This window comes from Chthoniobacterales bacterium, assembly GCA_039930045.1.
Classification (GTDB): Bacteria; Verrucomicrobiota; Verrucomicrobiia; order Chthoniobacterales; family DASVRZ01; genus DASVRZ01.
Window position 1 is genome coordinate 608,916 of record JBDSQB010000002.1, and the last position, 25,063, is coordinate 633,978.

At 58.0% G+C, this 25,063-nt stretch carries 22 protein-coding genes; 13 read left to right on the forward strand and 9 right to left on the reverse strand.

Translation table 11 applies throughout. From position 1 onward, the window contains the following. Position 1: 1 nt before the first annotated feature. The 4 genes from ABIT76_02965 to ABIT76_02980 are packed head-to-tail and all read right to left on the reverse strand — an operon-like array spanning position 2 to position 3,224. Positions 2 to 1,381, reverse strand: coding sequence for a hypothetical protein (locus tag ABIT76_02965; protein ID MEO7932098.1), 1,380 nt, complete (start codon positions 1,379 to 1,381; stop codon positions 2 to 4). Positions 1,382 to 1,386: 5 nt separating this feature from the next. Then, the gene (locus tag ABIT76_02970) at positions 1,387 to 1,641 is read right to left on the reverse strand and encodes an acyl carrier protein (protein MEO7932099.1); all 255 of its coding nucleotides are present in this window, start codon (positions 1,639 to 1,641) and stop codon (positions 1,387 to 1,389) included. Between the two features lie 32 nt (positions 1,642 to 1,673). Beyond that, positions 1,674 to 2,276: a lysophospholipid acyltransferase family protein gene (locus ABIT76_02975; GenBank protein ID MEO7932100.1), complete on the reverse strand. Its 603-nt coding sequence runs from the start codon at positions 2,274 to 2,276 to the stop codon at positions 1,674 to 1,676. 51 nt (positions 2,277 to 2,327) lie between these two features. Then, positions 2,328 to 3,224, reverse strand: a complete 897-nt coding sequence (locus tag ABIT76_02980) for a polysaccharide deacetylase family protein (protein ID MEO7932101.1) — start codon at positions 3,222 to 3,224, stop codon at positions 2,328 to 2,330. On the opposite strand from ABIT76_02980, the gene ABIT76_02985 reads away from it, so the two are divergent. Beyond that, on the forward strand, positions 3,181 to 3,918 hold the full coding sequence (locus tag ABIT76_02985) for a type III pantothenate kinase (GenBank protein MEO7932102.1): 738 nt from the start codon (positions 3,181 to 3,183) through the stop codon (positions 3,916 to 3,918). The two genes, ABIT76_02980 and ABIT76_02985, sit on opposite strands and share 44 nt — an antisense overlap. Continuing rightward, on the forward strand, positions 3,915 to 4,832 hold the full coding sequence (locus ABIT76_02990; protein MEO7932103.1) for an ROK family protein: 918 nt from the start codon (positions 3,915 to 3,917) through the stop codon (positions 4,830 to 4,832). Before ABIT76_02985 ends, ABIT76_02990 begins: the two co-directional genes overlap by 4 nt. Here the strand turns inward: ABIT76_02990 and ABIT76_02995 are convergent. The 3 genes from ABIT76_02995 to ABIT76_03005 all read right to left on the reverse strand — a co-directional run bounded on the left by ABIT76_02995 (position 4,829) and on the right by ABIT76_03005 (position 8,350). Continuing rightward, positions 4,829 to 5,893, reverse strand: a complete 1,065-nt coding sequence (locus ABIT76_02995; GenBank protein ID MEO7932104.1) for a lactonase family protein — start codon at positions 5,891 to 5,893, stop codon at positions 4,829 to 4,831. The two genes, ABIT76_02990 and ABIT76_02995, sit on opposite strands and share 4 nt — an antisense overlap. 61 nt (positions 5,894 to 5,954) lie before the next feature. Beyond that, positions 5,955 to 6,713, reverse strand: coding sequence for a class II aldolase/adducin family protein (locus ABIT76_03000; GenBank protein MEO7932105.1), 759 nt, complete (start codon positions 6,711 to 6,713; stop codon positions 5,955 to 5,957). 11 nt (positions 6,714 to 6,724) lie between these two features. After that, entirely contained in the window at positions 6,725 to 8,350 is a 1,626-nt protein-coding gene (locus tag ABIT76_03005; protein ID MEO7932106.1) for a fucose isomerase, read from the reverse strand. A gap of 309 nt (positions 8,351 to 8,659) precedes the next feature. Between ABIT76_03005 and ABIT76_03010 the strand changes: the two genes are divergently transcribed. The 9 genes from ABIT76_03010 to ABIT76_03050 all read left to right on the forward strand — a co-directional run bounded on the left by ABIT76_03010 (position 8,660) and on the right by ABIT76_03050 (position 17,872). After that, on the forward strand, positions 8,660 to 11,668 hold the full coding sequence (locus ABIT76_03010) for a TonB-dependent receptor (GenBank protein MEO7932107.1): 3,009 nt from the start codon (positions 8,660 to 8,662) through the stop codon (positions 11,666 to 11,668). Between the two features lie 48 nt (positions 11,669 to 11,716). Beyond that, positions 11,717 to 12,292 carry a hypothetical protein gene (locus tag ABIT76_03015; GenBank protein ID MEO7932108.1) on the forward strand — a complete coding sequence of 192 codons (576 nt, stop codon included), beginning with the start codon at positions 11,717 to 11,719 and terminating at the stop codon, positions 12,290 to 12,292. 155 nt (positions 12,293 to 12,447) lie between these two features. Continuing rightward, complete coding sequence (locus tag ABIT76_03020) at positions 12,448 to 13,293, forward strand: TorF family putative porin (protein ID MEO7932109.1); 846 nt, start codon at positions 12,448 to 12,450, stop codon at positions 13,291 to 13,293. Between the two features lie 102 nt (positions 13,294 to 13,395). Further along, a complete protein-coding gene (locus ABIT76_03025; GenBank protein MEO7932110.1) occupies positions 13,396 to 13,998 on the forward strand; it encodes a nucleoside monophosphate kinase in 603 nt (200 codons plus the stop codon). Between the two features lie 30 nt (positions 13,999 to 14,028). Continuing rightward, positions 14,029 to 14,952 carry a methionyl-tRNA formyltransferase gene (fmt, locus tag ABIT76_03030; protein ID MEO7932111.1) on the forward strand — a complete coding sequence of 308 codons (924 nt, stop codon included), beginning with the start codon at positions 14,029 to 14,031 and terminating at the stop codon, positions 14,950 to 14,952. Positions 14,953 to 14,999: 47 nt separating this feature from the next. Beyond that, positions 15,000 to 15,734, forward strand: a complete 735-nt coding sequence (gene pyrH, locus ABIT76_03035) for a UMP kinase (GenBank protein ID MEO7932112.1) — start codon at positions 15,000 to 15,002, stop codon at positions 15,732 to 15,734. Between the two features lie 8 nt (positions 15,735 to 15,742). Further along, positions 15,743 to 16,303 carry a ribosome recycling factor gene (frr, locus tag ABIT76_03040; GenBank protein MEO7932113.1) on the forward strand — a complete coding sequence of 187 codons (561 nt, stop codon included), beginning with the start codon at positions 15,743 to 15,745 and terminating at the stop codon, positions 16,301 to 16,303. A 4-nt stretch (positions 16,304 to 16,307) separates the two neighbouring features. Beyond that, the gene (locus tag ABIT76_03045) at positions 16,308 to 16,787 is read left to right on the forward strand and encodes a redoxin domain-containing protein (GenBank protein ID MEO7932114.1); all 480 of its coding nucleotides are present in this window, start codon (positions 16,308 to 16,310) and stop codon (positions 16,785 to 16,787) included. Positions 16,788 to 16,840: 53 nt separating this feature from the next. After that, on the forward strand, positions 16,841 to 17,872 hold the full coding sequence (locus ABIT76_03050) for a hypothetical protein (GenBank protein MEO7932115.1): 1,032 nt from the start codon (positions 16,841 to 16,843) through the stop codon (positions 17,870 to 17,872). A gap of 2 nt (positions 17,873 to 17,874) precedes the next feature. On the opposite strand, the gene ABIT76_03055 is transcribed toward ABIT76_03050, so the two are convergent. Beyond that, positions 17,875 to 19,233 (reverse strand): class I adenylate-forming enzyme family protein, encoded by a 1,359-nt coding sequence (locus ABIT76_03055; protein MEO7932116.1) that lies wholly within the window; start codon positions 19,231 to 19,233, stop codon positions 17,875 to 17,877. 92 nt (positions 19,234 to 19,325) lie between these two features. Between ABIT76_03055 and hflX the strand changes: the two genes are divergently transcribed. After that, positions 19,326 to 20,639 carry a GTPase HflX gene (gene hflX / locus ABIT76_03060; protein MEO7932117.1) on the forward strand — a complete coding sequence of 438 codons (1,314 nt, stop codon included), beginning with the start codon at positions 19,326 to 19,328 and terminating at the stop codon, positions 20,637 to 20,639. A gap of 3 nt (positions 20,640 to 20,642) precedes the next feature. Here hflX and ABIT76_03065 read toward each other — a convergent pair whose 3' ends face one another. Beyond that, positions 20,643 to 22,778, reverse strand: a complete 2,136-nt coding sequence (locus ABIT76_03065; protein MEO7932118.1) for a PBP1A family penicillin-binding protein — start codon at positions 22,776 to 22,778, stop codon at positions 20,643 to 20,645. A 728-nt stretch (positions 22,779 to 23,506) separates the two neighbouring features. Here ABIT76_03065 and cimA point away from each other — a divergent pair. After that, entirely contained in the window at positions 23,507 to 25,063 is a 1,557-nt protein-coding gene (gene cimA, locus ABIT76_03070; GenBank protein ID MEO7932119.1) for a citramalate synthase, read from the forward strand.

Genomic DNA, 25,063 nt, shown 5'->3' on the forward strand with positions numbered 1-25,063 from the left:
GTCACACTGCATTCGCTAGTCTTGGTTGAGGGGATCCCAGCAGATCCTCAATTATTTGCGTTGTCATCAAAACACGCTCCTGCTCACTCAAACAACCTTCTCGCCAGGAAAGGGTGATGGTTAGTTTTTCATTCCGCTCGCTAAAGAAGACACCAGTTCCAGGGGGACGTCCGAGACAGGGCAAATGCCAGGCGTTTTCAATGCCAGCCCCGGCAAAAGTAGTCATCTCGGGCGCGAATACGCCGGTGTGCGAATAAAAGAAGGAATTGATCTCACCCTGGAATTGCCAGCGAACAATTCGCATGAAAAGCCAGGACGGCATTCGCATCATGATCTCGAGCATGGTGGTGAATGATTCATCCAGTTTTTGACGCGTCATTTCGGTGAACTGCTTTTTCAACGCCGCTGCGGCCAACTCCATGGAGCTGATGTCCTGGCGCAGGCAGGCGAAGAAAAAGACGCTGACCTGGTTGTGGAAAAGCGGACCGCGCGCACCGCGTTTTCGAGCTTGGATCGGCACGCCTGAAACATAGCAGCTCGGATCTTTTCCACGGCTTCGGAAGACAGTGGCATGGGCACGACTCGCGCAGGCGAGGTAGTATGGAAGTGAAAAAAGCGGGCCGCAAAGTTGGTCGGCTCGTGTTCGAACTTTCGCTGAGTCAGATGAATTCAGCGTCAAAACTTGAAATCGGCACGCGCCCGGTTTCGGTTCTGGTCCGCCCAGGGAATGGACACCCAGGGCGGCCAGTTCATCGAAGCGGACGAGCAACGCGTGCGCGTGCTGGCGTTTTTCCGTGAGTGTGGTTTTGGAGCGCGGTGTTTCCTTGTAATCGTAAGCTTCATCCACTCCGTCACACAATTTGCCAAACTCCGTCAGGAGCAATTCCGCGCCTTTGCCATCAATCACTCGATGCGACCAAGTGAACGCTACCAAGTATCGACCGTCTCGCTTTTCGACGATGTCGAGTCTTGCATTGAAGGGCAGGCCATCTGCACTGACGGATTGGCTGAGACGGTCTTCCAAGAAGGTGGCGCCGTCTTCGATTTCGGGAACTTTCAATCCCAGCAGGCCTTCCGATCCGCTCTCGTGCCAGACTCCAAAAGGGAGCGGCGGGCGTTTGTTTTCGGAAACGATTTCCCAGTAGGGCAGCCAGGTTTTCCAATCGCGTCTCAGTCGCGCAAAAAGCAGCGGGTGCTTTTTTGTGAATCGACTCAAAGTCGAACGCACGCGGATTAAATCCGGGCAGGAAGAAAGCTCAATCACCGACTGGCTGAAATGCGCGCCTTGGCCCGTTCGGCGCATGAATGCGTCCAGAGCGAGCAGGAAGCAGTCGGCGATTTTTACCGGAATGCGGGTGGTTCCTTCAGCAGCGGGTGCCATGTTGATTATGAGTTGGAAAGCCGCTTTTGCAGCAGTGACGCGAGGTGATGCGTCGTGCTGAAATTCTCCTTCGAGAGATCCGTGTCGGGCAGCATCACACCATATTTTTCTTCGAGGAGCAGGAGAAGCTGCATGAGCGCCATGGAGTCGAGTCCCGCATCGTAGAGATTGCTTGCTGCGGAAAAGTCTGGAGTGGTTTCCAGCAATCGTTCCTGAATCAGTAGGACGAGTTCATTTTCTAAAATGAGTAGGTCGGGCATCGCTTGTTAGTAGATTGATCGGGGCTGAAAATTCACGGCAGAATGGTGTCGGGCAGACGGAAGTGTTCGCGGGCCTCAGCATAAAGCGACTCGAATGAAGCTTTTAGGTCGAGCGCCATGCGCTCGCGCTGCGCTCGGCGAGGCAGATCGGGAACGGGATGAATCGGATCGCCGTAAATCATCCAAAGTCGGCCACGCAGCATCGGGAGCCAGGGCGGCAAAGTGCTGAGCTTGTCGGTGCCCAGAATGACGCAGGGCAGCACCGGGCAATTTGTCCGTTGGGAAATAAGGCAGACGCCTTGTTTGATGGGGCCGCCGCGCAGGACGGATTCACCGCCCTGTTTGACCTCTCCCTCTGGAAAAATGCCAACGACCTCTCCATTCTTAACCCGTGAAATAGCTGTCTTAATCGCGCTCGTGGCTACGCCCTGACGATTCACCGGGAAGGCGTCCACGGCCTTCATCAGTCGGGCGCTGAATGGATTTCGATAAAACTCCTTACGCGCCATCCAGGAAATTTTCTGCCCCATTTTCACGCTCAAACAGACCGGATCAAGATGGCTCACATGGCTGCAGGCAAGCACGCAGCCGCTGGCATTGAGCGTTTGCTCCAGACGGACGTGTTTGATGCGCATTGTCTGGCAAAAAACCACCTGGCTGAAAAATCGGAGAACCCAGTAAAACATTTAGCCTTGAATCAGTTGTGCGTCGGTCGGAATCACGAAGGAAAAGCCCCGACGTTGCAGTTCGTCCACCACGCCGAGGATCGCGTCCAGATTCTCTGAGCCGCGCTCGTGCATCAAGATAATATCTCCAGTTCGTACCGCATTCACGATTCTCTGGATGACGGAAGCTGTTCGGCAGATCAAGCCGTCGTGAGCGCGGAGTGACCAGGCGATCATGCGCAGTTTGCGAGCGACCAGCATGCGTTCGAGAAACAGATTTTTAATCCCAAACGGAGAGCGAAACCACATTCCTTCGGCTGAATCGGTCTTGGGCAAAAGCGCGGCGCACGAATCAATTTCCTGCGCAAGCGCCTGGGGAAACAGGTAAAAAAACGATGCCAGCGGATGCGTCATGGTGTGGTTTGCCAGCGTGTGTCCTGCCCCGGCCACGGATTGCGCAATTTCAGGATAATTCGCCAGCCGCTGACCGATGACAAAGAAAGTCGCCCGCGCTCCACGTCGGGACAATTCCAATGCAAGTCGGCTCGTTTTTTCGTCAATGGGGCCGTCGTCTATGGTCAGCCAGAGCTGCTTTCCTTCTGGTCGAAATCGCGTTATCACCGGCACCAGCCAGCCGCACCCCGGTGCCACAAACGCGTAAAACATCAGACCATGCGCGACCATTTCCACCGCGAGCCCCAGCGACGATGCGCCGAAAATGGCCTGCCCGATGGGAAAACCGAGGTTCGTCGCCAGCAGGATCCAGCGTTTCAAAGGGAGATCAGCAAATGCCACGCGTCTCTCTATCTGCCGCTTCGCTGGAAATAAAGCGTGAAACTTTTCACCACTTCGTCTGATACTCCGACGCCCCGCCATGCCCCAGAGACTTCTTCTCATCGACATTAGCAACTCCTTCACCAAGCTCGCGCTGGCGGATGAAACGCGGCTGTTGCAGCGAAAAAAAATCGCCACGAATGCATTGGAAGTAGCCTCACTGTCGAAGCTGGTCGCACGCTGGAAGTTCTCCCGCGTCGTTCTCTGCTCGGTCGTTCCAGCGAAAAATGCCGTCGTTACCACCACCTTTTCACAACCCATTCTCCAGCTCTCGCACAAGGTCGCGCTTGGCATCGGCATCGATTACCCGCGACCCGCCAGCATCGGGGCCGACCGGCTCGCCAATGCTGTCGCCGCTGCCGATATCTATGGAGCTCCCGCCGTCGTGGTGGACTTCGGAACAGCCGTCACCTTTGACATCATTTCGTCTGGAAAAAAATATCTCGGCGGCGTGATTGCGCCCGGACTCGAAGTCATGACCGATTACCTTTACGACCGCACCGCACTCCTGCCGCGCATCGATTTGCTGGAACCCGTCTCCGCCATCGGACGCACCACGCGCGACGCCATGCTGGCCGGGGCGATCCACGGTTATCGCGGCTTGGTCAAAGAAATTCTCGCCCAGATACGGATGGAACTCGGCTCAAAAAAACTCCACGTCATTGCGACCGGCGGCTACGCCAATCTCATCGCCGCACGACTTCCCGCCTTGAAAATCGTCAACCCCGACCTGACACTCGAGGGCCTTCGCATCATTGCATTGCGCAACCCATTATGATCTCACTCGGCATCGACTTCGGCGGCACCAGCGTAAAACCCGGCATCACCGACGGAGGGCGCATCGTTGCGTATGGCGCGCCCATCGAAACGCAGAATTTCTCCGGTCCGGCGGCGATCACGGCGGCGATCATTGAAGGCATTTCCGTCATCCGCCAGAGCCATCCCGAGATCGCCGCCATTGGAATGGGACTCCCTGGAATCGTCGATAGCGTGAACGGCATCGTCCACGAGCTTTCCAACGTGCCCGGCTGGACCGAAGTGCCTCTGCGGCAGATTATTGCGGACGCCAGTGGATTGCCGACGATCATTGAAAACGACGCCAACGCGATGGCTTACGGGGAGTGGAAATACGGCGCGGCCCGAGGCAAATCGCACGTGATTTGCATCACACTCGGCACGGGAGTCGGTGGAGGATTGATTCTGAATGGTCAGCTTTATCGCGGGGCGAATCTGGGTGCGGGTGAAATCGGCCACATGCACTACGATCCGCAGGGGCCGGCGGCAATTTACGGCAATACCGGCGCGATTGAAAAAATCGTCGGCAACCGGGAGATTGTCGCCCGCATGGAGGCGATTTATGGCGACGCGTTTCCCGATGCCTCGCCGGCAAAACTGACAGAACTCGCCAACTCTGGCGATACCCGCGCACAGGCGCTCTGGCACGAGATCGGCACCGAAATCGGTGTCGTTCTAAGCGACGTCGTCTGGCTGCTCAACCCGGATGCCATTGTCATCGGCGGTGGCGTGGCAAAGGCGGGCGAACTCATTTTTGCTCCGATCCGCCAGGCAATTGCCGGGCGCACCGGAGTCGTCTTCCATCATAATCTGACGATTGTTCCGGCGGCTTTGGGCCATGACGCGGGCATCATCGGCTGCGCGGCGCTGGCGGTGGATTCCATCGCGTTGGCTTAAGGCGCGAAGATCGCGCAGACCGGGCCGGGGACTTCGATGGCGTGTTCGGGGGGCTGGATTTTTCCCGTCGCCGGATCGATGGAACAGACGGCTGCGCGGTGGTCGCGCTGACCGGCAGCGATCAGCCATCGTCCATCAGGAGAGAGGGAGAAATGACGCGGGCCTTGCACCGGAGATGGAATGTTTTGGAGAAGCGTGAGCAAGCCGTCCGGCGCAATGGCGAAGCTGGAAAAGCTGCTGTAGCCGCGCGTGGACAGATAGAGAAATTTCCCGTTGGGATGAACAACGACTTCAGCGGTGTCAGCGTTAGATGGGACTTCCATTCCACTCGGAAACGCGGCGGTGGTGGGGCCGGTTTGCAGCGTGCCGGTGTCGGCATCGCGCTGGAGCAGGGTGACGCCGAGGCCCATCTCGCCATTGACGTAGATTCGGTTGCCAGCAAAGGCGAGGTGGCGCGGTCCACTGCCGGGCGGCAAGGTGCCGGGTTCCAGTGGAATCAAAGTCGCATCGTCGGCGTTCAGGCGATAAATCCAGACTCTGTCGGTGCCGAGGTCGGTGACGTAAACGAATTTTTCCGCCGGGTCGCAGTAGATTCCGTGGGCGTGCGGGCTGGTTTGACGCTTCGGATTCGGACCCGAGCCGGTGAGTTGGATAAACGCAGAGCGAGCGCCGATGGAGCCATCTTTTTCGAGGGGAAATGCCGCCAGGCTGCCGCTGGAATAATTTGCCGCGAAGAGCACGCGACCGCTCGGGGAAATGGAGACGTGACATGGGCCTTCGCCGCCAGTGGATTGCTCGTTGAGTCGGGTAAGGGAGCCGTCGGAGCCTACACTCCAAGAGACGACGGCACCGGTTTTTCCCTCGGAAACCGAGTAGAGGTGGTCGTCCTTGATTGCGATGAAACTCGGATTGTCGGCGGTGGCGACGCGCTTCGGCGGCTGGAGCGCGCCGGTTTCCGTGTTGAGCGCGCTCAGGAAAATACCCGCAGGCGAGGCGGGCGTTTTCTCGCAGCCAAGATAGATGCGCAACTCGGCTGCGTCGGAAAAAGAGGCGAGTGACATAAGAATGATGACCCAGAAACGCATCGAACTCGCCTTTGGTTGGCCGAAAACGGACGGCGACTCAGAGGTTCAACTGCTTCTGGCGATAGTGCTCGTCGATGCGGTTGGCGATGCGGTGGACGTTTTCCGGGGTGAGGGAAACAGGGCCGCCCATGGTGGCTGCTCCGACGAAGATTTTGGCGGATTTTTCGAGCATGAGCATGGCGGCCTCGGCGGCTTGCGGGCTGGGTCCGATAGTAATCGCGCCGTGGTTTTGCAGGAGGATGACGCGGGGTGGCAGGCCGTGTTTTTGGAGAAAGGCATCGGTTTTTTCTCGAATGGTGCGGGCGAGCACGGTGCCGGGGTCGGTGTAGGGAACGAGGACGGATTCGCTGCCGCAACAGACGATTTCATCGGGGAAAAGGCGGGTGGTGGCGAAGCGCTCGGCGTGGGGCGAGCAGAGGATTTGGTTGACCGTGATCGGGTGGGTGTGGGCGACGTAGCGGATGCCGGGGAGGGTGAGCAGATAGCCGTGGAAGACGCATTCGACGCTGGGTTTTTTGGCGGTGGCATCGACGCGGCAATCGAGCAGGCGCTCCTCGATTTGCTCGTCGCTGAGGGTGGTTTCCTCGAGAAGTTGGAGGATGCGGCTGGTGGAGCACTCGACCAAGCCAGCGTCGCTGAGGGTGGCCAGATTGGTGCCGCTGGCTTTGACCCAAAAGGAGTCGTCGCTGATTTTTCCAGAGGTGTTGCCTTCGCCGAGGATGGCGAGTCCGCGTGAGTCGAGCCCGACGGCGTGGGACAAACCGAGGACGGCGTCTTTGATGTCGTTTTTGGTCATGGGAGTTCCAATCAAATGTCGCCGCAGTAGGCGACTTCGAGGCCGAGTTCGTGCATTGCGGAGGCTTTGGCGTGGAGGCCTTTGATCGCGCCTTTTTTGTCGGGCGCATAGACGACTTGAATGTGATTGGACTGGTGGCGCGCCATCATTTGGTCGCGGGTGATGCCTTTCAAAACCGTGTGCATGATCGGCCATTGCGACGTGGTGAGCTTCCAACGGTCCTGCGTTTCCTCGGGTGGCAAGGTGACGACCTCCGCGAGGCCGGTGTCGTATTTGAGTTTTCCATCGGCCACGAAGACGCGGCTCCAGACGATCCAGCCGGGTTTGCTGATGCCTTTGACCGTCCCGCCGCCGAGACGGAAATACATAGAGGGCTGGCGTTCGCTGCTCGTGCCGCTCCAGCCGCCGACGAAATGCTCGGGCGGTGCCGCTCCGGAAATGAGAAAGACCCAGACGTAGGCGTTGAGGTCTTTTCTGCCGGGTCCGGTGTATTGGCGGCCCCAACGGATGTCGTGCAGGGTGTTTTCCGCCGGGAAACCGAGTTCACGCCAGAGCTTGTAAGTGATGAGCCCGTCGAGGCCGGCGCATTCGTCCACCTCGTTGAAATGCGGGAGCGCCTCGCCGGGGTAGAGTTCGATCTTGGTCCCCTCGCGGAAAACGGGCGGACGCTCTCGGTTGTTTAGCGTGCCCTCGACGAGATCGGAGGCGGGGGCGAGGTCCTTGAGGCCCTGCTGATATTGGATGCCGATGGTGTCGCAGCCAAATTCGTCGGCGATGCGCATGGCGGCGATATACATTTTGCACTGCTGCAGGACTTGTTTCTCGGTGAGGTCGGTTTCCTCATTTTTGCCGAACTGGAATTTCACTCCTTTTTTGACGTACCACAGATAGACTTTCCGCGCTTCATCGTCGGTGACAGTGAGCATTTTCGCATACAGCGCCGACTGGCTGAGGCGCTCCTTAAAGACGCCGGTCTGGTGGAGCAATTCGTCGGGAATAATGGCGTTGTACATGCCCATGCAGCCCTCGTCGAAGATGCCCATGATGGCTTTTTCGTGCTGGAGGCGTTCGGCGAATTTCTTGCCAATCTTTTTCGCGCCCTCAGGAATGGTCGCCTTGTGATAGCTCGTCACGTGGTCGGTGTGATGCTTGACGTGGCCTTTTTTCAGCCATTGGCGCAGGCCGTGGAGGAAAAATTCGTCGTCAAAGTTCTCGCTCCAGAGCGTGCTGTATTTCACACCAGCCTTTGTCAGCGAGCCGTTGAGATTGAGCATTCCGACGAGTCCGGGCCAGGTGCCGCTCCAGTTGGCGAGAGTCAAAATCGGTCCCTTGTGCGTGAGCAGACCGTGCAAAATATGGTGCGAATATTGCCAGACCGCCTCGGCAACGATCAGCGGGGCCTCCTTTGGAATGTGGCGAAAGACCTCCATGCCGTATTTCTGGCTGTCGATGAAGCCGTGGCCTTTTTCGGGATCAAAATCGTGCGCACGTAGGACGACATGACCCTCGTTTTCTACTGCGGAAATGATCTGCGCCTCCATCGCGGCCTGGGCGGCCTGGCATTTTTGGTTGGCGGAGGTGCGCAGGTCACCGTTGGCGAGGAGATAGATCGTGGTGGGCAGGGGATGCTTTTTCATAAGAAGTGGGGTCTCTCTGTTTTAGACGAAAATCTCGGATCGTCGAGACGAAGTATCTTGGAATTCCACGGGGAATGATCTGACTTAAACTGTTGATCGGAAAAACTTCGCCACATCGGCAATTAGTGTTAGGCCAGATCTGAAATAAAAGATAAGAGCTAGCGTGTTCGACGAAGTCTTTATCGGACAAAAGATATCGCAGCCAAATCTTTGGCCATCGAGTCAGAGGTTGGCGTTGCGGGAAACGCTATTAACCAAATCTTCCGAAGCCATTCGGAGGTCAATGTTAGGGAAACCAAGGGGAAAAACATGACAAATAAGACACGACCATTAGCAGGCCTGGCGCTCGCCGTGGCCATCGGAGCCACCATCGTTCCGGTCCATTCACAGACTCCAGCCGCACCCGACACGGGAAATGAAACCACGCTGGACACCATGATTGTGACCGGCTCAAACATCCCGACTGCCGAGGAAGCCGGACCGCGTCCGGTGCAAACCATCACCCGCGCAGAGATCGAGCGCTCGACCTACCGCACAGCGGCGGAAATCCTGAAAACGCTTCCCGTTGCCAACGCGGGAGGCGTTCCCATTTCCAACAACGCCACCGGTTTCACTCCGGGCGCGACCTCCGTTTCCCTGCGCGGACTCGGGCCCGATGCGACTTTGGTTCTTATCAACGGACGGCGCGTGGCCAATTATCCCATTGGGCAGAATGGCGACATTGGTTTCGTGGACTTGAATACCATTCCGGCGGCGGCAGTGGATTCGATCGAGATTTTGAAGGATGGCGCTTCTACGATTTACGGAGCCGATGCGGTGGCCGGCGTAGTGAACATTCACCTGCGCAAGGACTTCGAGGGTGTCGAGATCAACAGCACCTACGGCAATACCACGAACAAGGATTCCAGTGAGTTCACTTCCAGCATGGCCTTCGGAACGGTCACCGAAAAAACGCGGATCACCGGCGTGGTGAGCTACTACCATCGCAACTCCATCTTTGCCCGCGACCGGGATTACTCCCGCGTGCCGCCGTTTTTGAGTTCCAATTCATTGCCGGGCAACTTTGAAATCTCCGGTCCTGCCGCCGCCGAGGCCACTGGAGGTGGTGATCCGCTTCTGGGTGCCTCCAGCGGAATCGCCGCGCCGCCCGATTCCTCCACTGGCAAGACGCCCGCCGGAGCTTATCGCTACGGCGACGGCAACCAGTCGTTCTACAATTTCAACCAGACCGCCGGTGCTTTTCCGGAGAAGGAGCAATACGGCGGCACGTTTACCTTTGAGCACGATCTGCTGAAGGACACCGCCACGCTCTACGGCTCCGGCGGCTACAATTATTCCTACAGTCGCAATGAACTCGCCCCTGGTGCCACGGGAAATTTCGCCAATCCGAGTGGCATTAGTATCGTTATCCCAGGGCGCACGACGAATCCTATTCTGACGTTGATCGACGGAGACACGGGTGCTGCGTCGCAGGTCGCGCCCGGCACAGTGGCGGGTCCGAATCAATTCGCCGGACCGGGCACAGTCGTGAACGCCGATGGCACCGTGAGCCGCCTCGCCAAGCCGGGCGCTTACAACCCGAATAATCCTTTTAACCAGGACATCTCGGGTAGCAGCCGGTTCCGCCTCGCGGAGTTTGGCAATCGCGTTTACGAGGACGAAACCGACGCGGTTATTTTCCAAGGCGGCATCAAGGGCCGCAATCTTCCGGGCAACTGGGGCTACGACCTGAGCGCGAATTACAGCCGGGTGAAAACCACCTCGACCGCGCGGGTGACTGACGCGACGAAGTTCAATGAAATTCTCGACGCCTCCAGCGGAGTTGTGGCCGTGCCTTACAATCCGTTTGGCGGTCGCGGCGGAGCTTTGAATGCGTCTTCCACGATTGATTATGCCCGCGCGGTGACGAAGGATACCGGTTCCTCGGAACTCTGGACGACCGATCTGGCCATCAATAACCCGGAACTCATCAAGCTGCCCGGCGGCGATCTGGGGGTGGCTTTCGGAGCTCAATTTCGCCGCGAGGACCTCGGCCAGCAGCCCGATGCGTTGAATCTGGCTGGCGGCTCGGTCGGCGGTTCGACGACCATTGCGACCAATGCGGGACGTAAAACGGCGTCCTATTACGGTGAAATCCGCGTGCCCATCGTCGGCGAGGAAAACAAAATCCCCGGCGTGAAAGCATTGGAAGTCACCGGCTCGTTTCGCTACGAGGAAGTCCTCAACACGCCGGACAATGTGCTTGTGCCGAGCACTTCCATTCGCTGGCAGACGTTCGACGACCTGACGATTCGCGGAACCTACGGCAAGGGCTACAAACAGCCGAGTTTGTATCAACTCTACGGGCCGGGCGTCTTCTCGCTGACACCGGTTAGCGATTCAAATTCCAAGATTCAAGCGTCCGAGGTGAACGTCGCAGTCTTGGGAAATCCGGATTTGCATCCCGAGGATTCGGAGGCGTTTACGGCTGGTTTCACTTACACGCCGAGGTTTATTCCGGGGCTGACCATCACGGCGGATTTCTTCCAGATCGAGCGTTCTGGAGTCGTGGTGGGCGACGCACAGGATGCCTACAACCGGTTCATCAAGGGATCGCCGCTGCCGACCGACAATGTCGCGGTTTTCCCCGGTTCCAGCTACTCGGACAACAATCCGAATAATAACGACCCGAACGACATCGATACGATCTATGTGCAGTATTCCAACGCCGAGCGCGACATCGTGCGCGGTTACGACTTTGGGCTGGAATACGTCATTCCAACGGAGAAATACGGGAAGTTTACCATCGCGATGAATGCGACTTACATCGATTCCTTTAAGACGACCTTGTCCGACGGCTCGCTGCCGATGACCGAGGTTTCGGGAACCGACAGCACCGGCACCGGCGACGACGGCTACCTGAAATGGAAAGGCATCGGCTCGCTGACTTACGATTACAAGAGCTTTTCCGCCGTGGCCACGGTGAACTTCACCGACGGCTTCGAGGACTTGGATCCGAATGGAATTCCGTTCGAGGTGAATTCGCTGACCACGCTGGATCTGCTGTTTTCCTACACCTTCGGCAAAGATGCCCAGGAGGAGACTTCGCAGACAGGCGGCGGCTACGACAAAGATGGCAAAGCCATCGCCAGCGGCTCTTCGGAGCTGAGGGCGAAGCCTTGGTATGCCGACACGACGCTCAGTCTCGGCGTGCGCAATGTGACGGATGAAAAACCGCCATTCGCAAGTGGTTTTGCGGGCAACTCAAATGGCTATCCGGGCTACATCTACTCGTCGGAAGGCCGGTTCGCGTTCGTCTCGGTGACGAAGAAATTCTGACGCGCCAATCGAGTTCGATGGTGATCACGCCATTCGACTCTCACTCGCATGAAAATCTTTGCCATCATTTTGGCTGCTGTGTTGCTGGCTGGAACTGGGCGCGCCGAGACGGAGGCCCAGCTCCAGCAAAAGCTCCAGGCGGCTCAGGCTGAAATCGAAAGCCTCAAGTCGAAGCTCACCGCGATGCAAGTCCAGCAGGCGCATTCTCTGCCTCCGACGCGCCCATTGGAGCAGGCTTTGGGCGTGGCGCATCCGATCGTCACCGCCGACGAGCTGGCTGCCTATGGCGCGCACGATCCAGCGGCGGTGAGGCAGCAATTGAAAGGAAAAGTCATCTCGGTCACCGGCACCGTAAACCGGTTTTCCGAAGGCTTGGGTCGCGGCTTCAAGGTGTTTCTGAACACCGGTGGGAGTACCATGCAAATCGGTGCGGCGTTCCATCCGCCAAGCTCGGTGAAAAGCACTTTTACGGCGGAAGACGGCAGCGAAATGGTGATCGATGACGAGCGTCGCGGCCGTTACACGCTCACAGCTTTGAATGAGAGCGTGATCATTTCCGGATTCTTCGAAAACGTGACCCGGCGGCAGGTTTCGCTCGGGAATTGCGTGCTCCAAAAGCCGTAACGACGGCGGCAAATACGGATGGAGGCCGATTTTTGGCCGTAAAATTTATTCTTGACCGTGTTTACTGACGCGGCAAAACTAACCCCACTCTCGTATAGGACCCCCTTTGCGGGAGTAACTTAACCAACTAAACAATAGCTAAACTAGGAGAAACTATGAAATTCAACAATGCATCGAAAGTGATCGCATTAGCCAGCGTGTTTACCGCACTCGGCTTTACCACGTCGGCCTATGCCGGTGAGGCGCCTGCTTCGAAAGAAGTGGTCAAAGTAGAAGAAAAAACCTGCGAGCCGTTCGGCCTAAATGTCACCTTGGCTTATGACAGCCAGTACATTTTCCGTGGCGTTAACATCCTTGGCGGCGGACCTGGCTCAGGTGCCACTGAAGGCGGCAGCCTCGTCAGCGCCGACATCAACTACAACAAATACGGATTCACCATCGGTGGCTGGTACGCCAGTTCCATCAATGAGACTCCGAACGGCCGTGGCAGCCACGGTGCGCAAGACGGCACCTACACCGAGCTCGATCTGTATCTGAGCTACGCCCGGACCGTTGGCCCAGTCACCCTCAGCGCTGGTTACATTTACTACTTGTTCCCAGACGCGAACGGCGTTGACTCCAACAAAGACACTCACGAGTTCAACGTGGGCATCTCCACCAGCGTCATCCCATTCGTCACCCCATCTCTCACTTTCTACTACGACGTGGATCTGTTTGACGGTGGCTACCTCGAATTCAAGCTGGCCAGCTCCATTCCAGTCATCGCGGACAAACTCAGCATCGATCCGTATGCTTTGGTTTCCTATGACTTCGAATACAACAGCACGACCAACGACTGGAACCACTTCCAAGCTGGCGTGAACGTTCCTTACCACCTGACCAAAAACGTCACCATCTCCGCTTATGCAGCCGTTTCCGTGGCTCTCGACGCGTTGACTGACGAAGGTCTCGCGAACGACTACGAAGTCTTCGGCGGTGGTAAGCTTGGTTTCTCGTTCTAAGCTAAACCTCACTTAAAGAAAAAGCCCCGCCGGTTCGCTGGCGGGGCTTTTTTCTTTCTCGGGTGTCCGTGGTGTGAGAATGTTTCCTATCCCCCTTAAACTATGCGCTATAAAACATTCCTCATCTTCGGTGCTCCCGGCAGCGGCAAAGGTACTCAAGGCAAAACCTTGGGATCCATCCCGCGATTTTTTCACTGTGCCTGCGGAGACGTTTTTCGCTCCCTCGACACCCGCACGCCACTTGGCCAGCGATTTCTGGAATACTCCAGCAAAGGCCAGTTGGTTCCCGCAGAAGTCACCGTCAAACTTTGGGAAGCCCGCATCAAGGACGCCGTCAGCGCGCACGCTTTCAAGCCCGACATCGACTTCCTCGTCCTCGACGGCATACCGCGCAACGTCGAGCAGGCCGTCATCATGGAGGACATGATCGAAGTCGTCCGCGTCTTTCATTTGTCTATCGGAAACTACGACGAGCTCTCGAAACGCCTCCGAAAACGCGCCCTCAAAGACAACCGCCTCGACGACGCCAATGAGGACGTGATCCGCAAGCGCTTGGAGACCTATGTCGCGGAAAGCCGTCCCCTTTTGGAGCATTACGGGCCTGAGCTCGTCCGCAAAATCGACGCCAACCAATCACCCTTCAAAGTGCTCTACGACATCCTGCACATCATCGAATCGGAAAGCATTTTCATCCCGAAAATCTAAGGTTCGAGTTCCATTCCACTCTGCCATCCCATGCGCGTTCTCTTTATGGGCTCCGGCGAGATCGCACTGCCCTCGCTGCAATGGCTCATCGCCTCGGAAAATGACGTCGTCGCCGTCGTCACCCAGCCTGATAAACCCGTCGGCCGCCATCAAATTCTGACGGCTTCGGCCATCAAACAAACCGCGCTCGACGCGCAGATTCCAGTTTTGCAGCCCGTGAAAATCCGTGAGCTGCAAATTATCGAAACGCTTGCCGCGTTCAACCCCGACTTTATCATCGTCATGGCTTACGGTCAGATCCTGCCCAAAGTGCTCCTGGATTTGCCGAAAATCGCCTGCCTCAACCTCCACGCCTCGCTCCTTCCCCGACATCGCGGCGCGTCGCCCATCCACGCCGCCATTCTCGCAGGGGACGAAAAAACCGGGATCACCCTCATGCACATGGACGTCGGCCTCGACACCGGCGACATGGTGCTAGCCAAAGAAATCCCCATCGCCAGCACCGACACCGCCGGCCTTTTGCACGACCGGCTCGCCGCTCTCAGCCCGCTCGTTCTGGAGGAAGGCCTCGCCCAATTTGCCGAAAACCGTGCCACCCGCACGCCGCAAACGCCCGAACTCGTCACCGTCTCTGGCAAACTTGACCGCGACTCCGGCAGAATCGATTGGAACTCCGATGCAGTTTCTATTGAGCGCCAGATTCGGGCGATGCATCCCTGGCCCGGCGCGTTCACCTTTTTGCCCAACGGAAAGAAACTAAAAATCCACCAGGCCGGAGTTGCATTCGACTCTGGGCGGCCGGGAGAAATCCTACAGGCGAGCCATCAACTCATCATCGCCGCCGGCGAAAACGCCATCTGCCTGAACGAAATCCAACTCGAAGGCCGCGCCCGCATGAAAGCGGCCGATTTCACCCGTGGCCACCCGCTCCGGCCGCACACCTGCCTTTCCTGATTTTGTGATTTCCTGATTCCTTTTTTTCGAGTTCACTCTCCCAACTTATGACGTTACCCGCTTCCTCGATTTACAAACGGATTGTTCTCAAAGTCAGCGGCGAGGCCCTGCGCGAGACCGGCAGCGGCGACAATATTTCCCCGCAGATCGTCACCGCCATCGCCACCCAGATTAAGGCCGTGCGCGACCTCGGCGTCGAGATCGCCGTCGTCATCGGCGGCGGCAACATCTGGCGCGGCCTCAGCGCCAGCCATCGCGGCATGGACCGCACCACCGCCGACTTCATGGGCATGCTCGCGACCGTAATTAACAGCCTCGCGCTCCAGTCCAGCCTCGAACAACTCGGCGTGCCGACCCGCGTGCACACCGCCATCGAGATGAAAAACGTCGCTGAGCCCTACATCTTGCGCCGCGCCATTCGCCAGCTCGAGGACGGTCACATCGTCATCTTCGGAGCCGGCACCGGAAACCCCTTTTTCTCCACCGACACCACCGCCGCCCTGCGCGCCAGCGAGATCCGCGCCGAGGTCATTCTCAAGGCCACCAAAGTCGATGGCATCTACGACAGCGACCCGAAGAAAAATCCCGACGCCGTCAAATATCAGACCGTCACCTACTCCGAATGCCTCGCCAAACGGCTGTCCGTGATGGATTCCACCGCGTTCAGCCTCTGCATGGATAACAAGGTGCCCATCATCGTCTTCGACATGACCCAGCCCGAAAACATCCGTCGCGTCGTTGCCGGGGAAAAAATCGGCACACTCGTCACCGGAGAAGCGTAATCTACTTTATGAATGCCGAAGAAGTCACCTTTGAAACCGAGGCCGCCATGGACAAAAGCGTGGACTACATGATCCACGAATTTTCCAGCGTCCGCACTGGAAAAGCCTCGCCCGCCCTCGTGGAAAACGTCGATGTCGAAGCCTACGGCACCATGATGAAACTCAAGCAACTCGCCCTCATCAGCACCCCCGAGCCGCGCCTGCTCGTAGTCCAGCCCTTCGACGCCTCCACCCTGAAGGACTGCGAGCGCGGCATCAAGGAATCCAAGCTCGGCATCAACCCCATTTCCGACGGTAAACTCATTCGCCTGCCCATTCCCGAGCTCTCCGAGGAACGCCGCCGCGACCTGGTGAAATCCATCAAGCAAATGGCCGAGGAAGCCCGAGTCCGCGTGCGCTCCAATCGCCGCGACGGCATCGCCGAAGTAAAAAAACTCAAATCCAGCGGCGACATTACCGAGGACCAGCAGCGCGATATGGAGAAGGAAATCCAGGAACTCACCAACAAATACGTCGCCTCCATCGACCAGCACACCGACTCGAAGGAAGCCGAGATCATGCGGGTCTGATTTTATGAAACTTTTCCTCACTTTCCTGACATTCATTTTTGCGCTTGCCACAGTCCGCGGGGAAGCCGTTCGCCTCGCTCCAGATTTTTCCTGGGAAAGCTTCAATGGGACTTCCAAAGCTCTCAGCGGCCTAAAAAATCAGCCGGTGATCCTGATCATCGCGCCATCGCCGAAGTCCAAAGTTTTCAAAAAGCAGCTCAAGAAAATGGCGCCGCTCTACCGCCAGTATGCCGGACGCGAGGCGCTCTTCGTGGCCGCCTTCACCAGCGAGCCCGGCGTGGTGGAATCCGACATCCCATTTCTCTACGTGCGCGATCCGCAGGCTGTGGCCGCGAGTTACGGATTGAATGGGGAAAAATTTGAGCTGATCGTCATCGGACCCGACCGCAACATGGACCTGATCACGAATCAACTCACCAGCGGCGAGCGCGTCCGCGACGTGATCGATAACAGCTTCCCCCGGCAAGCCGTCCGCCGAAAATAAGGAAGATTTCTCCCCCGGCGATGGCGGTTCCATCGTTTCCGCAGCAAGCCTTTATGAGCGCTCCAGTTTCCCTGCTAGTACCAGTAAAACCGCCTGCGCGACCCACTCTCGCCAAACGCTTTGGCCGCTCCGTGGACAAGTGGTTGCAGCGCCCCGGCCGGTATTTCATCACCGACGAGGCGATGAAACGTTTCGGTACCCACGCGATCATGGGAGCCGCGCGGCGTTACAACGGCTGGCGTTATGCGGAGCGCGCCGAGCGTCACGCCGAGGCGTATCGAACCAAGCTCGCGTCGCTCCTCCGGGAAAACGGCGCCACCGGTCCGTCGCACATCGAAATCAAAGACGGGTATGCGCTCGACACCTCGCTCAGCCTGCCGCATCTCGATGCCTTGCTGGAGCAGGCCGACGCGCTTGTGGAGGAACGCAGCGGGCGCACTTTCAGTGGCGTGCAGCAGCCTTTCCTGCGCAATCTTTGGTTTAACGAGGACGCCGAAAAGGTGCCCGCCGTGTTGGATTTCATCACGTCGTCGGCTGTGCTCGAGCCGGTCATGCGCTACCTCGGCACTGTCCCCGTATTGGCCAAGACGCGTCCCGGCGGCATCCGCCTCATGGAATCGAATGCCGCCCTCGACCCCGGTGCGAACGGCCCGTTTCGCGAGAGCCAGCTTTATCACCTCGATATCCATGGCACTCCGCTCGTCTATGTGCTCGTCGCCGTGCGCGACATCGCACCGGAGAGCGGCCCGTGGACGTTTCTGCCGGATTCCGTCTCGGAGCGGGCCTGCCGCGCGATGAATTACGGCAAACGCGGCATGTCGTATCGCGTTTCCGATGAGGAAATGTACCGGCACATTTCACCGGACGAACGCGTTGTGTTTTCCTGTCCGCGCGGCTCGGTGCTCTTCATCGATTCGAGCCGCTGCTTCCACTACGGCAGCCGCAACGCCATTCCGCCGCGCTTCCAACTGATGTATGCCTATACAAATGTCTGCCGCAGCGATCTCAGCATGACTTTCCTCAAAAACATGAGCTATCCGTTTGCCACCGATGCGTCGCGCCTGCGGAAAATGGTGTTGAAATAGATTCAGGAAACCGGACGCGGACGGGCGATTTTCCCAGTCGGAGTGCGGGGCAGTTCAGGGACGACTTCGATTCGTATTGGGGTGCGCAGATGAGCCAGTCGCTCGTGGATCTCGTGCGCGAGCGACTCTGGCGCGGCTTCATTTTGCGTCACGACTTGGACAAGCAACTCGCTGCCTTTGAGGAAGACAAGGCTCTCGGAAACATTGGGATGCTGGTTGACGCAGGTCTCGATTTCTTCGCAGTAAAACCGAACTCCATGAAGTTCGATCCGGTTTTTTTCACGACCGACCAGATGCAGGCAACCCGCTTCATCGAGCCAGCCGTGATCTCCGGTTGGGAATCCGTGCAGAGTCATCAGCGAGGCGCGTGGACGCCACGGGGAAACGTAGGCGTCGAGCAGACCGGGACCGGCGACATGGATTTCCCCGCCGAGATCTCCGACGATCGTGAGCTGGTAATCCGGCATGGGCACTCCAGCAAGGAGCGGTTCGGTGCGCGCGCGGTCCTCATTCAGCGTCAGCAAACCCGCTTCGATGATGCCGAGCGCCTGCGTGAGCGGTTGCCCGGTTTGAGTTAGAAACGAATGGGCGGCGGGTTCGGACAGCCCTTGGGTGGTTGAAACAGCCAGCCGCACCTGTGGCAGCGGCGAGTGAAATTCCCGATACTGCGCGGGCGAGCCGTAGAGGACAGTCGCCATTTGAGTTTGAGCGAAATCAGCGGCGCCGGCGTCATTTTCCACCAGCAGAATCGTCGCGCCGTAACGCAGATAAAGCAGGATCGAGACGACGAAATGATCCACCATCGGCAGCAGGCAAAGCACACGGTCGGCGGGGGAAATTTGTAGCCGCGTATTCGCAGCCGCCGTGCGCTCCAGAATCGTCGGATGGCTCAGAAGCACGCCTTTTCGCTGCCCGGTGCTGCCGGAAGTGAACCGCAGATACGCCGGTGACAGTGCGCGAAAATCCTCGTCCGCCGCCAGATCGATGGGTTTGCCGGAGTCAATGATCAGACCGTCTTTTTCCACATCGCGCCAGGCATGAATTCCGGCGCGTTCAGCGAGTTCATCGCGTTGGCTTCTGGTGAGCTGACGGCTGATCGGCACCAGGCAATGACCCGCTGTGAGAATGGCCAGCGCTTCCAGCAAAAACTCCGGTCCGTGTGGCGCGAGCAGTCCCACCCGGCTTTGCAAGGGAAGCTCGCGCAGGAGCACGGCGCGCGTTTCCACATGCGACTGCAACTCGGCGTAGGTGAGTCGTTCGACGTTTCCATTCGCTGCCAGAAAGACGAGCGCCTCCTGGTCCGGTGTCTCCACAGTCCAGGCGCGAATCGTTTCCAGAATGGTTGGCGGAGAGTGGGACACCCCTTAAAAGTTATCGAGGCCACCACGGATGACAACCCTTTCAGTGGATTTCCTCATGTCGCTGGCAGCGATTTTGTGGTCTATTTGGCCCTATGCACGACATCGTTGCCAAGCCCGACAAAGTCACCCGCGCCATGCTCGTGAGCGTGTTTACCGCACGCGAAAGCGCCACCGAGGCGGAGAGCCTGCTGGAGGAATTAGAGGCGCTCGTCGATACGCTCGGCGTGCCCGTGCTGGAGAAAATGCTCGTGCGCATCCTCAAGCCGCAGGCCCACATGTATATCGGCACCGGCAAAGCGCAGGAGATCGCCGACAAGGCCAAGGCACACGAACTCGACGTCATTATTTTCGACAACGAACTCACTCCCGCCCAGCAGCGTAATCTGGAAAAACTCACCGGCATGGCTGTGATCGACCGGCAGGAAGTGATTCTGGATATTTTCAACGCCCGTGCGCACACGAAGGAAGCGCGGTTGCAGGTCGATCTCGCACGGTTGCAATACAGCCTGCCCAGGCTCACCCGCGCCTGGTCTCACTTGAGCAAGCAAGGCGGTGGCATTGGTGCGAAAGGCGACGGTGAGAGCCAACTCGAAACCGATAAACGCCTCGTGCGCACGCAGATCGAGAAGATCAAGGAGGACCTCAAAAAAGTTCGCGATCAGCGCGCTACTCTGCGCAAAAGCCGGGTGAAAATGCCGCTGCCCAACGCGGCGATTGTCGGATACACCAACGCCGGGAAATCGTCGCTGCTGAAAAAACTGACCGGCGCGGATGTGCTGGTGGAGGACAAACTTTTCGCGACCCTCGACACCACCACGCGCCGGATTGATCTGCCGAGCGGGCAGGGACTTTTGCTCACAGACACCGTGGGCTTTGTGAGGAAACTGCCGCACAAACTGGTCGAGGCGTTCAAGGCGACTTTGGAGGAGGCGGTGCTTGCAGAATTTCTGATTCATGTGCTGGATGCGAGCCATCCGGAGGTCATCAGTTTTCACAACACGACGATGAAAGTGCTGGCCGAATTGAAGGCGGATGAGAAACGCATCATCACCGTTTTCAACAAGATCGATGCGCTCGCCGCGCAACCCAACGGCGAGGCCCAGCGCGCGTTTCTGCGGAAGCATTTTCCGACCGCGCTCTTCATGAGCATCCACACCGGCGAGGGGCTCGATGCGCTGATGCATCAATGCAGCATCATGCTCGCCGACCGGGTGCAGCGGATGGATCTCACCCTGCCCGTGGATCGGGCGGATTTGCTGGCCGCGCTGCACAAAAGCGCGCAGGTGCTCACCACCGATTACACGGAGGACGGCGTTCACATTCAGGCGATTCTGCCGGCAAATATGCGGGCCAGATACGTCAGCTACGAGACGACGCCAGCCGATCCGGCGCTGATCGGAGTTTGAGCATTATTTGCGCTTCCGAAAGAAATTCAACAGGCTGTCTAAAGCTCGCACAGGCAGTGCCGGTCGCGTGTCCGAGGGGTTGATGGAATCCGTCAGATTTCCGGCGTGCTGCGTGCAGGAAGTCTTGGGTAGCAAGGTTACGGGCAGGTCCATCGTGTAGCTGGTGCCAGCGGCGACGCAGCCGGAAGTCGCTTCCTTGTTTGAGGCCGCGCAAAGCATCACTTTCTGGAGGTTCACACCCGGCTCAAAGTCGCCTGCAGGATATTGTTTCACCGAGGCGGTGTTCATGACTTTGATCCAAATCGGCAGGGCCAGAGTCGCGCCATAACCACGCGGAATGATCGGCGCGGGCTTGTCCAATCCGACCCAGACTCCGCAGGTGAGCGACTTGGTAAAACCCACGAACCACGCGTCTTTGTAGTCGTTCGTCGTGCCCGTTTTTCCACCGGCAATCTTGGTAAAACCGAGCGACTTCGCACTGGCCGCTGTGCCACGAGTCATCACCTCGCGCATCGCTGAAGTCGTCAGCCAGGCAGCACCCGGATCGAGTGCCGATGTCTCAACGTGCGCCGCGCGATAAACTGGATTTCCCAGCCGGTCGTCGATGCGCTCGATCAGATACGCCTGCTTGCGTTTTCCCTGGTTCGGAAAAACCGTGTAAGCGGCGGTGACATTGCGCGGCGTCTCCTCAAACGAACCCAAAAACGACGACGGAAAATCGGGCACTTCCGCGATCCCGGCCGTGGCAGTGAGTTTGCGAACCTTCTCCAAACCGGCAAGCTCTCCGACTCGCACGGTCATCGTATTGCGTGAGAAAATTAGTCCATCGCGGGCTGGGAGAAAACCCTTGTTCGTGCCGTCCGAATTGCCCGGACGCCAGCCGGGTGCCTCGGGCACGTCCTCGTTCTCAATGGGTCCATCACTGACTGTGTGGTAAGGAAAAATCCCGTTGGAAAACGCAGTCGCGTAGATGAACGGCTTGATCGTGGAGCCGACCTGGCGGCGCGAAAGCAGCGCGCGGTTGAAGCGACTTTGAGCGTAATCACGCCCGCCCACCAGCGCGCAAATGCCCCCCGTGCGGTTGTCGATGACTACCACCGAGCCTTGCAAATAGTTCGTGTCCTGACCCTGAGTCGGATCAAACTCCGACTTCCTCGGATGCGGATAACCCGAGCGTTTTTCGATTTCCGTGAGCTGATCGTCGAGGGATTGCTGCGCCGCTTTTTGCAATTCCGGGTTGATCGTCGTGTAAATTTTCATCCCGCCATCGTCGATCTGGTCCTGATCGAGGAGGATGCGGAGTTCCTCGTCCACGGCGTCCATCACGTAATTTTCCTGGACGGCTGTGGAGCGCGCAGAGACGACTTTGATCGGAGTCTTGCGGGCGCGTTCGGCCTCGTTGGCGGTGATCTTATTCAGCTTCACCATGCGCGTAAGCACGGTATCGCGCTCGCGCTTCGCCGCCTCCAGATGCCGCAGTGGCGAGAACCGGTTGGGACTGCGAATGAGGCCCGCCATCATGGCCGCCTCGCCGGTGGTGAGGTCCTTGCAATGCTTTCCGAAATAGGCCAGCGACGCGGTTTCCAGCCCATAATAACCGGACCCGTAATAGATGCGGTTGATGTAGTTTTCGAGGATCTGCCGCTTGGTAAAGGTGGACTCGATGCGGATGGCGACGAAGGCCTCCAGGAGCTTGCGATCCAGGGTGCGCCCGCCGAGTTCAAAGGAATTGCGGGCGAGCTGCTGCGTGATGGTGCTGCCGCCCTGCGCGAGCCGTCCGCCGAGCGCATTGCGGACCACGGCGCGGATGAGTCCGATCGGGTCCACGCCGATGTGATGATAGAAACGCGAGTCCTCCCGCGCCAGCAGGGCATCGATGAATTTCGGCGAAACGTCGTCGATTTTCACGAGGATGCGATTTTCCCCGTAGAGGCGGCTGTAGGGGTTTCCGTTAACATCGCAGACCAGCGACCATTGGGGAATCTGGCCGACCTGCTTGATGTCCAGCCGCCAGGCGCGCATCGAGTAAACCACGCAGACGATGGCGAAGACGACGCCGGCGAGGAGCGACGTGATGAAAAACAGGCGAAACCAGCCACGCGATGGGCGGGATTTCTTTTTCGAGGAAGACGATTTCAAAGACGACAAAAAGGTGACGGTCCACTTCTAATCGCATGATCCTCGGGATGCGAGCGCAGAAGAATGAAGTTTCCGTGAATGCGGAGCGGCGGCTATTCCCGGCGGCGTGCGCGTGAGCGGTTACAAAGCGAATATATTTCGCCTGCAACGTATTAGGCGTCTAGCTTCGCTCGAATTTGTGGCCTTCAAAAGATACCCATACTTTAAGCAACGCATAAACAGATTCTTTTACGTCTGTGGGACAGTTGCTCTTTTGTCGTTCCTCACATTCGCCTACGCCGAATTCGCACTTGGATATGAAGCGATTAAGAGTGGTGCCGCGCTCATTTTTTTGTTCTTCATTAGTTCCTTTTTGGGATATTCCTACTACCTCCGATTCACTGTGCGTTGCCCGGATTGCAATGTCCGATTGGACACCATTGATCCAGGATATAACTATATCGGAGCGAGAGCGCGGTGCCCGGATTGCCGAATTGTATTCGATCTTGGAATTTCCTTCCGTGGAGACGGCTAATATGCGTCCAAATCACTGCCTTTTCGACCACCGCGCCGCTTAACTGTTGTTGATCAACACGCTGTCCGCAGAAAAGAGGGAGTCTGGAGGAAGCATGAAAGATTCAAGGCGGAGTGAGAGCGCGACAACTAGTACTGACGACCTTCTATTTTCACCAAAGGCCGCCGCCGCTTGCTTTCGGGGGCGTTTCGCTATTGACTAGCCCTCCCGATTTATGAGCACTCCCACGATCTACGACACCACTCTGCGCGATGGCACGCAGGGCACCGGCATTTCCTTCTCGGTGGCCGACAAGATTCGCGTGGCGGAAAAGCTCGATGATTTCGGCGTGCATTACATCGAGGGCGGCTGGCCGGGATCGAACCCGAAGGATCAGGCGTTCTTTCAGGAGGCCGCCAAACGCAATTGGAAAAACGCGAAGATCACCGCTTTCGGCGCGACCCGCCGGGCGAAGATGACGGTGGAGGAAGACCCGCAAGTGCGGCAATTACTCGAGGCCAGCACGCCAGCCGTGACCATTGTCGGCAAGACCTGGCTGCTGCATGTGACGGAAGTTTTGGGCATCACCGCCGAGGAAAATCTGGCCATGATTGCTGACACGGTGGCGTATCTGAAAAAGCAGGGGCGCGAGACGCTCTACGACGCGGAACATTTCTTCGACAGCTACAAGGAGGACCCCGCCTACTCGCTGGCCACCATTGAGGCGGCTCGCGATGGCGGTGCCGATCTCGTGATCCTCTGCGACACGAACGGCGGCACGCTGCCCGACGAAATCGGACGCATCACCCGCGAGGTCATCGCGCGTCTCGGCGTGCCGGTCGGCATCCACACGCACAACGATTGCGGGTTTGGCGTGGCCAATGCGCTCGCTGCGGTGAACGCCGGCGCGGTGCAAGTGCAGGGGACGATCAATGGCTACGGCGAGCGCGTGGGCAACTGCAACCTCGTGACTCTGATGCCGAATTTGCAGCTCAAGATGGGCATGCAAGTTGTGCCCGATATTTCCAAACTGCGCGACCTGTCGCTTTTCGTGGACGAACTGGCCAACGTCACGCCCGACATCCGCGCGCCGTATGTGGGCTCGTCGGCTTTTACCCACAAAGGCGGGCTCCATGTCCATGCAGTGCAAAAATTGGCCCGGAGCTATGAGCACGTCGATCCGAAGCTGGTCGGCAACCGGCAAAACATCGTCATCTCCGACATGTCGGGTCAGAGCAACATTCTGGCGAAGGCGCAAACGCTCGGCTTCGACCTCGTGAAAGGTTCGCCGGAGGTTTCCAATCTGCTCGCGGAAGTAAAACGGCTCGAGTCGCAGGGTTATGAGTTTGAGGCGGCCGAGGCGTCGTTCCAGTTGCTCATTCGCAAGGCGCTCGGCCAATACGTGCCGCTCTGGAAACTGCTCGTTTTCCATTGCACGTTCCGGCATTTCGAGGAGCCCGCGCTGCAAACCTGCGAGGCCACGGTGAAGCTCGATATTAATGGAACTCCCGCCTACACGGTCGCGGAGGGGCACGGCCCGGTGAACGCCATCGACGGCGCGCTGCGCAAGGCGCTTTTGCCGTTTTATCCCGAGATCGCCGACGTGCGGCTGGAGGATTACAAGGTCCGCATCATCAACGGCCACGAAGGCACGGCGGCAAAAACGCGCGTCTTCATTTCCAGCACCGACGGCCACGAAACCTGGGGCACGGTCGGTGTGTCGGATAACATCATCGAAGCGAGCTGGCTCGCGTTGGTGGACAGTCTGGAATACCGGCTGATGCGGAAATAA

Excerpts from the sequence above, each read along its gene's own strand:
- cimA (MEO7932119.1), top strand. The coding sequence starts at position 23,507 with ATGAGCACTCCCACGATCTACGACACCACTCTGCGCGATGGCACGCAG.
- ABIT76_03050 (MEO7932115.1), top strand. The coding sequence starts at position 16,841 with ATGAGCGCTCCAGTTTCCCTGCTAGTACCAGTAAAACCGCCTGCGCGA.
- ABIT76_03015 (MEO7932108.1), top strand. The coding sequence starts at position 11,717 with ATGAAAATCTTTGCCATCATTTTGGCTGCTGTGTTGCTGGCTGGAACT.
- fmt (MEO7932111.1), top strand. The coding sequence starts at position 14,029 with ATGCGCGTTCTCTTTATGGGCTCCGGCGAGATCGCACTGCCCTCGCTG.
- pyrH (MEO7932112.1), top strand. The coding sequence starts at position 15,000 with ATGACGTTACCCGCTTCCTCGATTTACAAACGGATTGTTCTCAAAGTC.
- ABIT76_02970 (MEO7932099.1), bottom strand. The coding sequence starts at position 1,641 with ATGCCCGACCTACTCATTTTAGAAAATGAACTCGTCCTACTGATTCAG.
- ABIT76_03005 (MEO7932106.1), bottom strand. The coding sequence starts at position 8,350 with ATGAAAAAGCATCCCCTGCCCACCACGATCTATCTCCTCGCCAACGGT.
- ABIT76_03025 (MEO7932110.1), top strand. The coding sequence starts at position 13,396 with ATGCGCTATAAAACATTCCTCATCTTCGGTGCTCCCGGCAGCGGCAAA.
- ABIT76_02990 (MEO7932103.1), top strand. The coding sequence starts at position 3,915 with ATGATCTCACTCGGCATCGACTTCGGCGGCACCAGCGTAAAACCCGGC.
- hflX (MEO7932117.1), top strand. The coding sequence starts at position 19,326 with ATGCACGACATCGTTGCCAAGCCCGACAAAGTCACCCGCGCCATGCTC.
- ABIT76_03045 (MEO7932114.1), top strand. The coding sequence starts at position 16,308 with ATGAAACTTTTCCTCACTTTCCTGACATTCATTTTTGCGCTTGCCACA.
- ABIT76_02975 (MEO7932100.1), bottom strand. The coding sequence starts at position 2,276 with ATGCGCATCAAACACGTCCGTCTGGAGCAAACGCTCAATGCCAGCGGC.
- ABIT76_02965 (MEO7932098.1), bottom strand. The coding sequence starts at position 1,381 with ATGGCACCCGCTGCTGAAGGAACCACCCGCATTCCGGTAAAAATCGCC.
- ABIT76_03020 (MEO7932109.1), top strand. The coding sequence starts at position 12,448 with ATGAAATTCAACAATGCATCGAAAGTGATCGCATTAGCCAGCGTGTTT.
- frr (MEO7932113.1), top strand. The coding sequence starts at position 15,743 with ATGAATGCCGAAGAAGTCACCTTTGAAACCGAGGCCGCCATGGACAAA.
- ABIT76_02995 (MEO7932104.1), bottom strand. The coding sequence starts at position 5,893 with ATGTCACTCGCCTCTTTTTCCGACGCAGCCGAGTTGCGCATCTATCTT.
- ABIT76_03010 (MEO7932107.1), top strand. The coding sequence starts at position 8,660 with ATGACAAATAAGACACGACCATTAGCAGGCCTGGCGCTCGCCGTGGCC.
- ABIT76_02985 (MEO7932102.1), top strand. The coding sequence starts at position 3,181 with ATGCCCCAGAGACTTCTTCTCATCGACATTAGCAACTCCTTCACCAAG.
- ABIT76_03000 (MEO7932105.1), bottom strand. The coding sequence starts at position 6,713 with ATGACCAAAAACGACATCAAAGACGCCGTCCTCGGTTTGTCCCACGCC.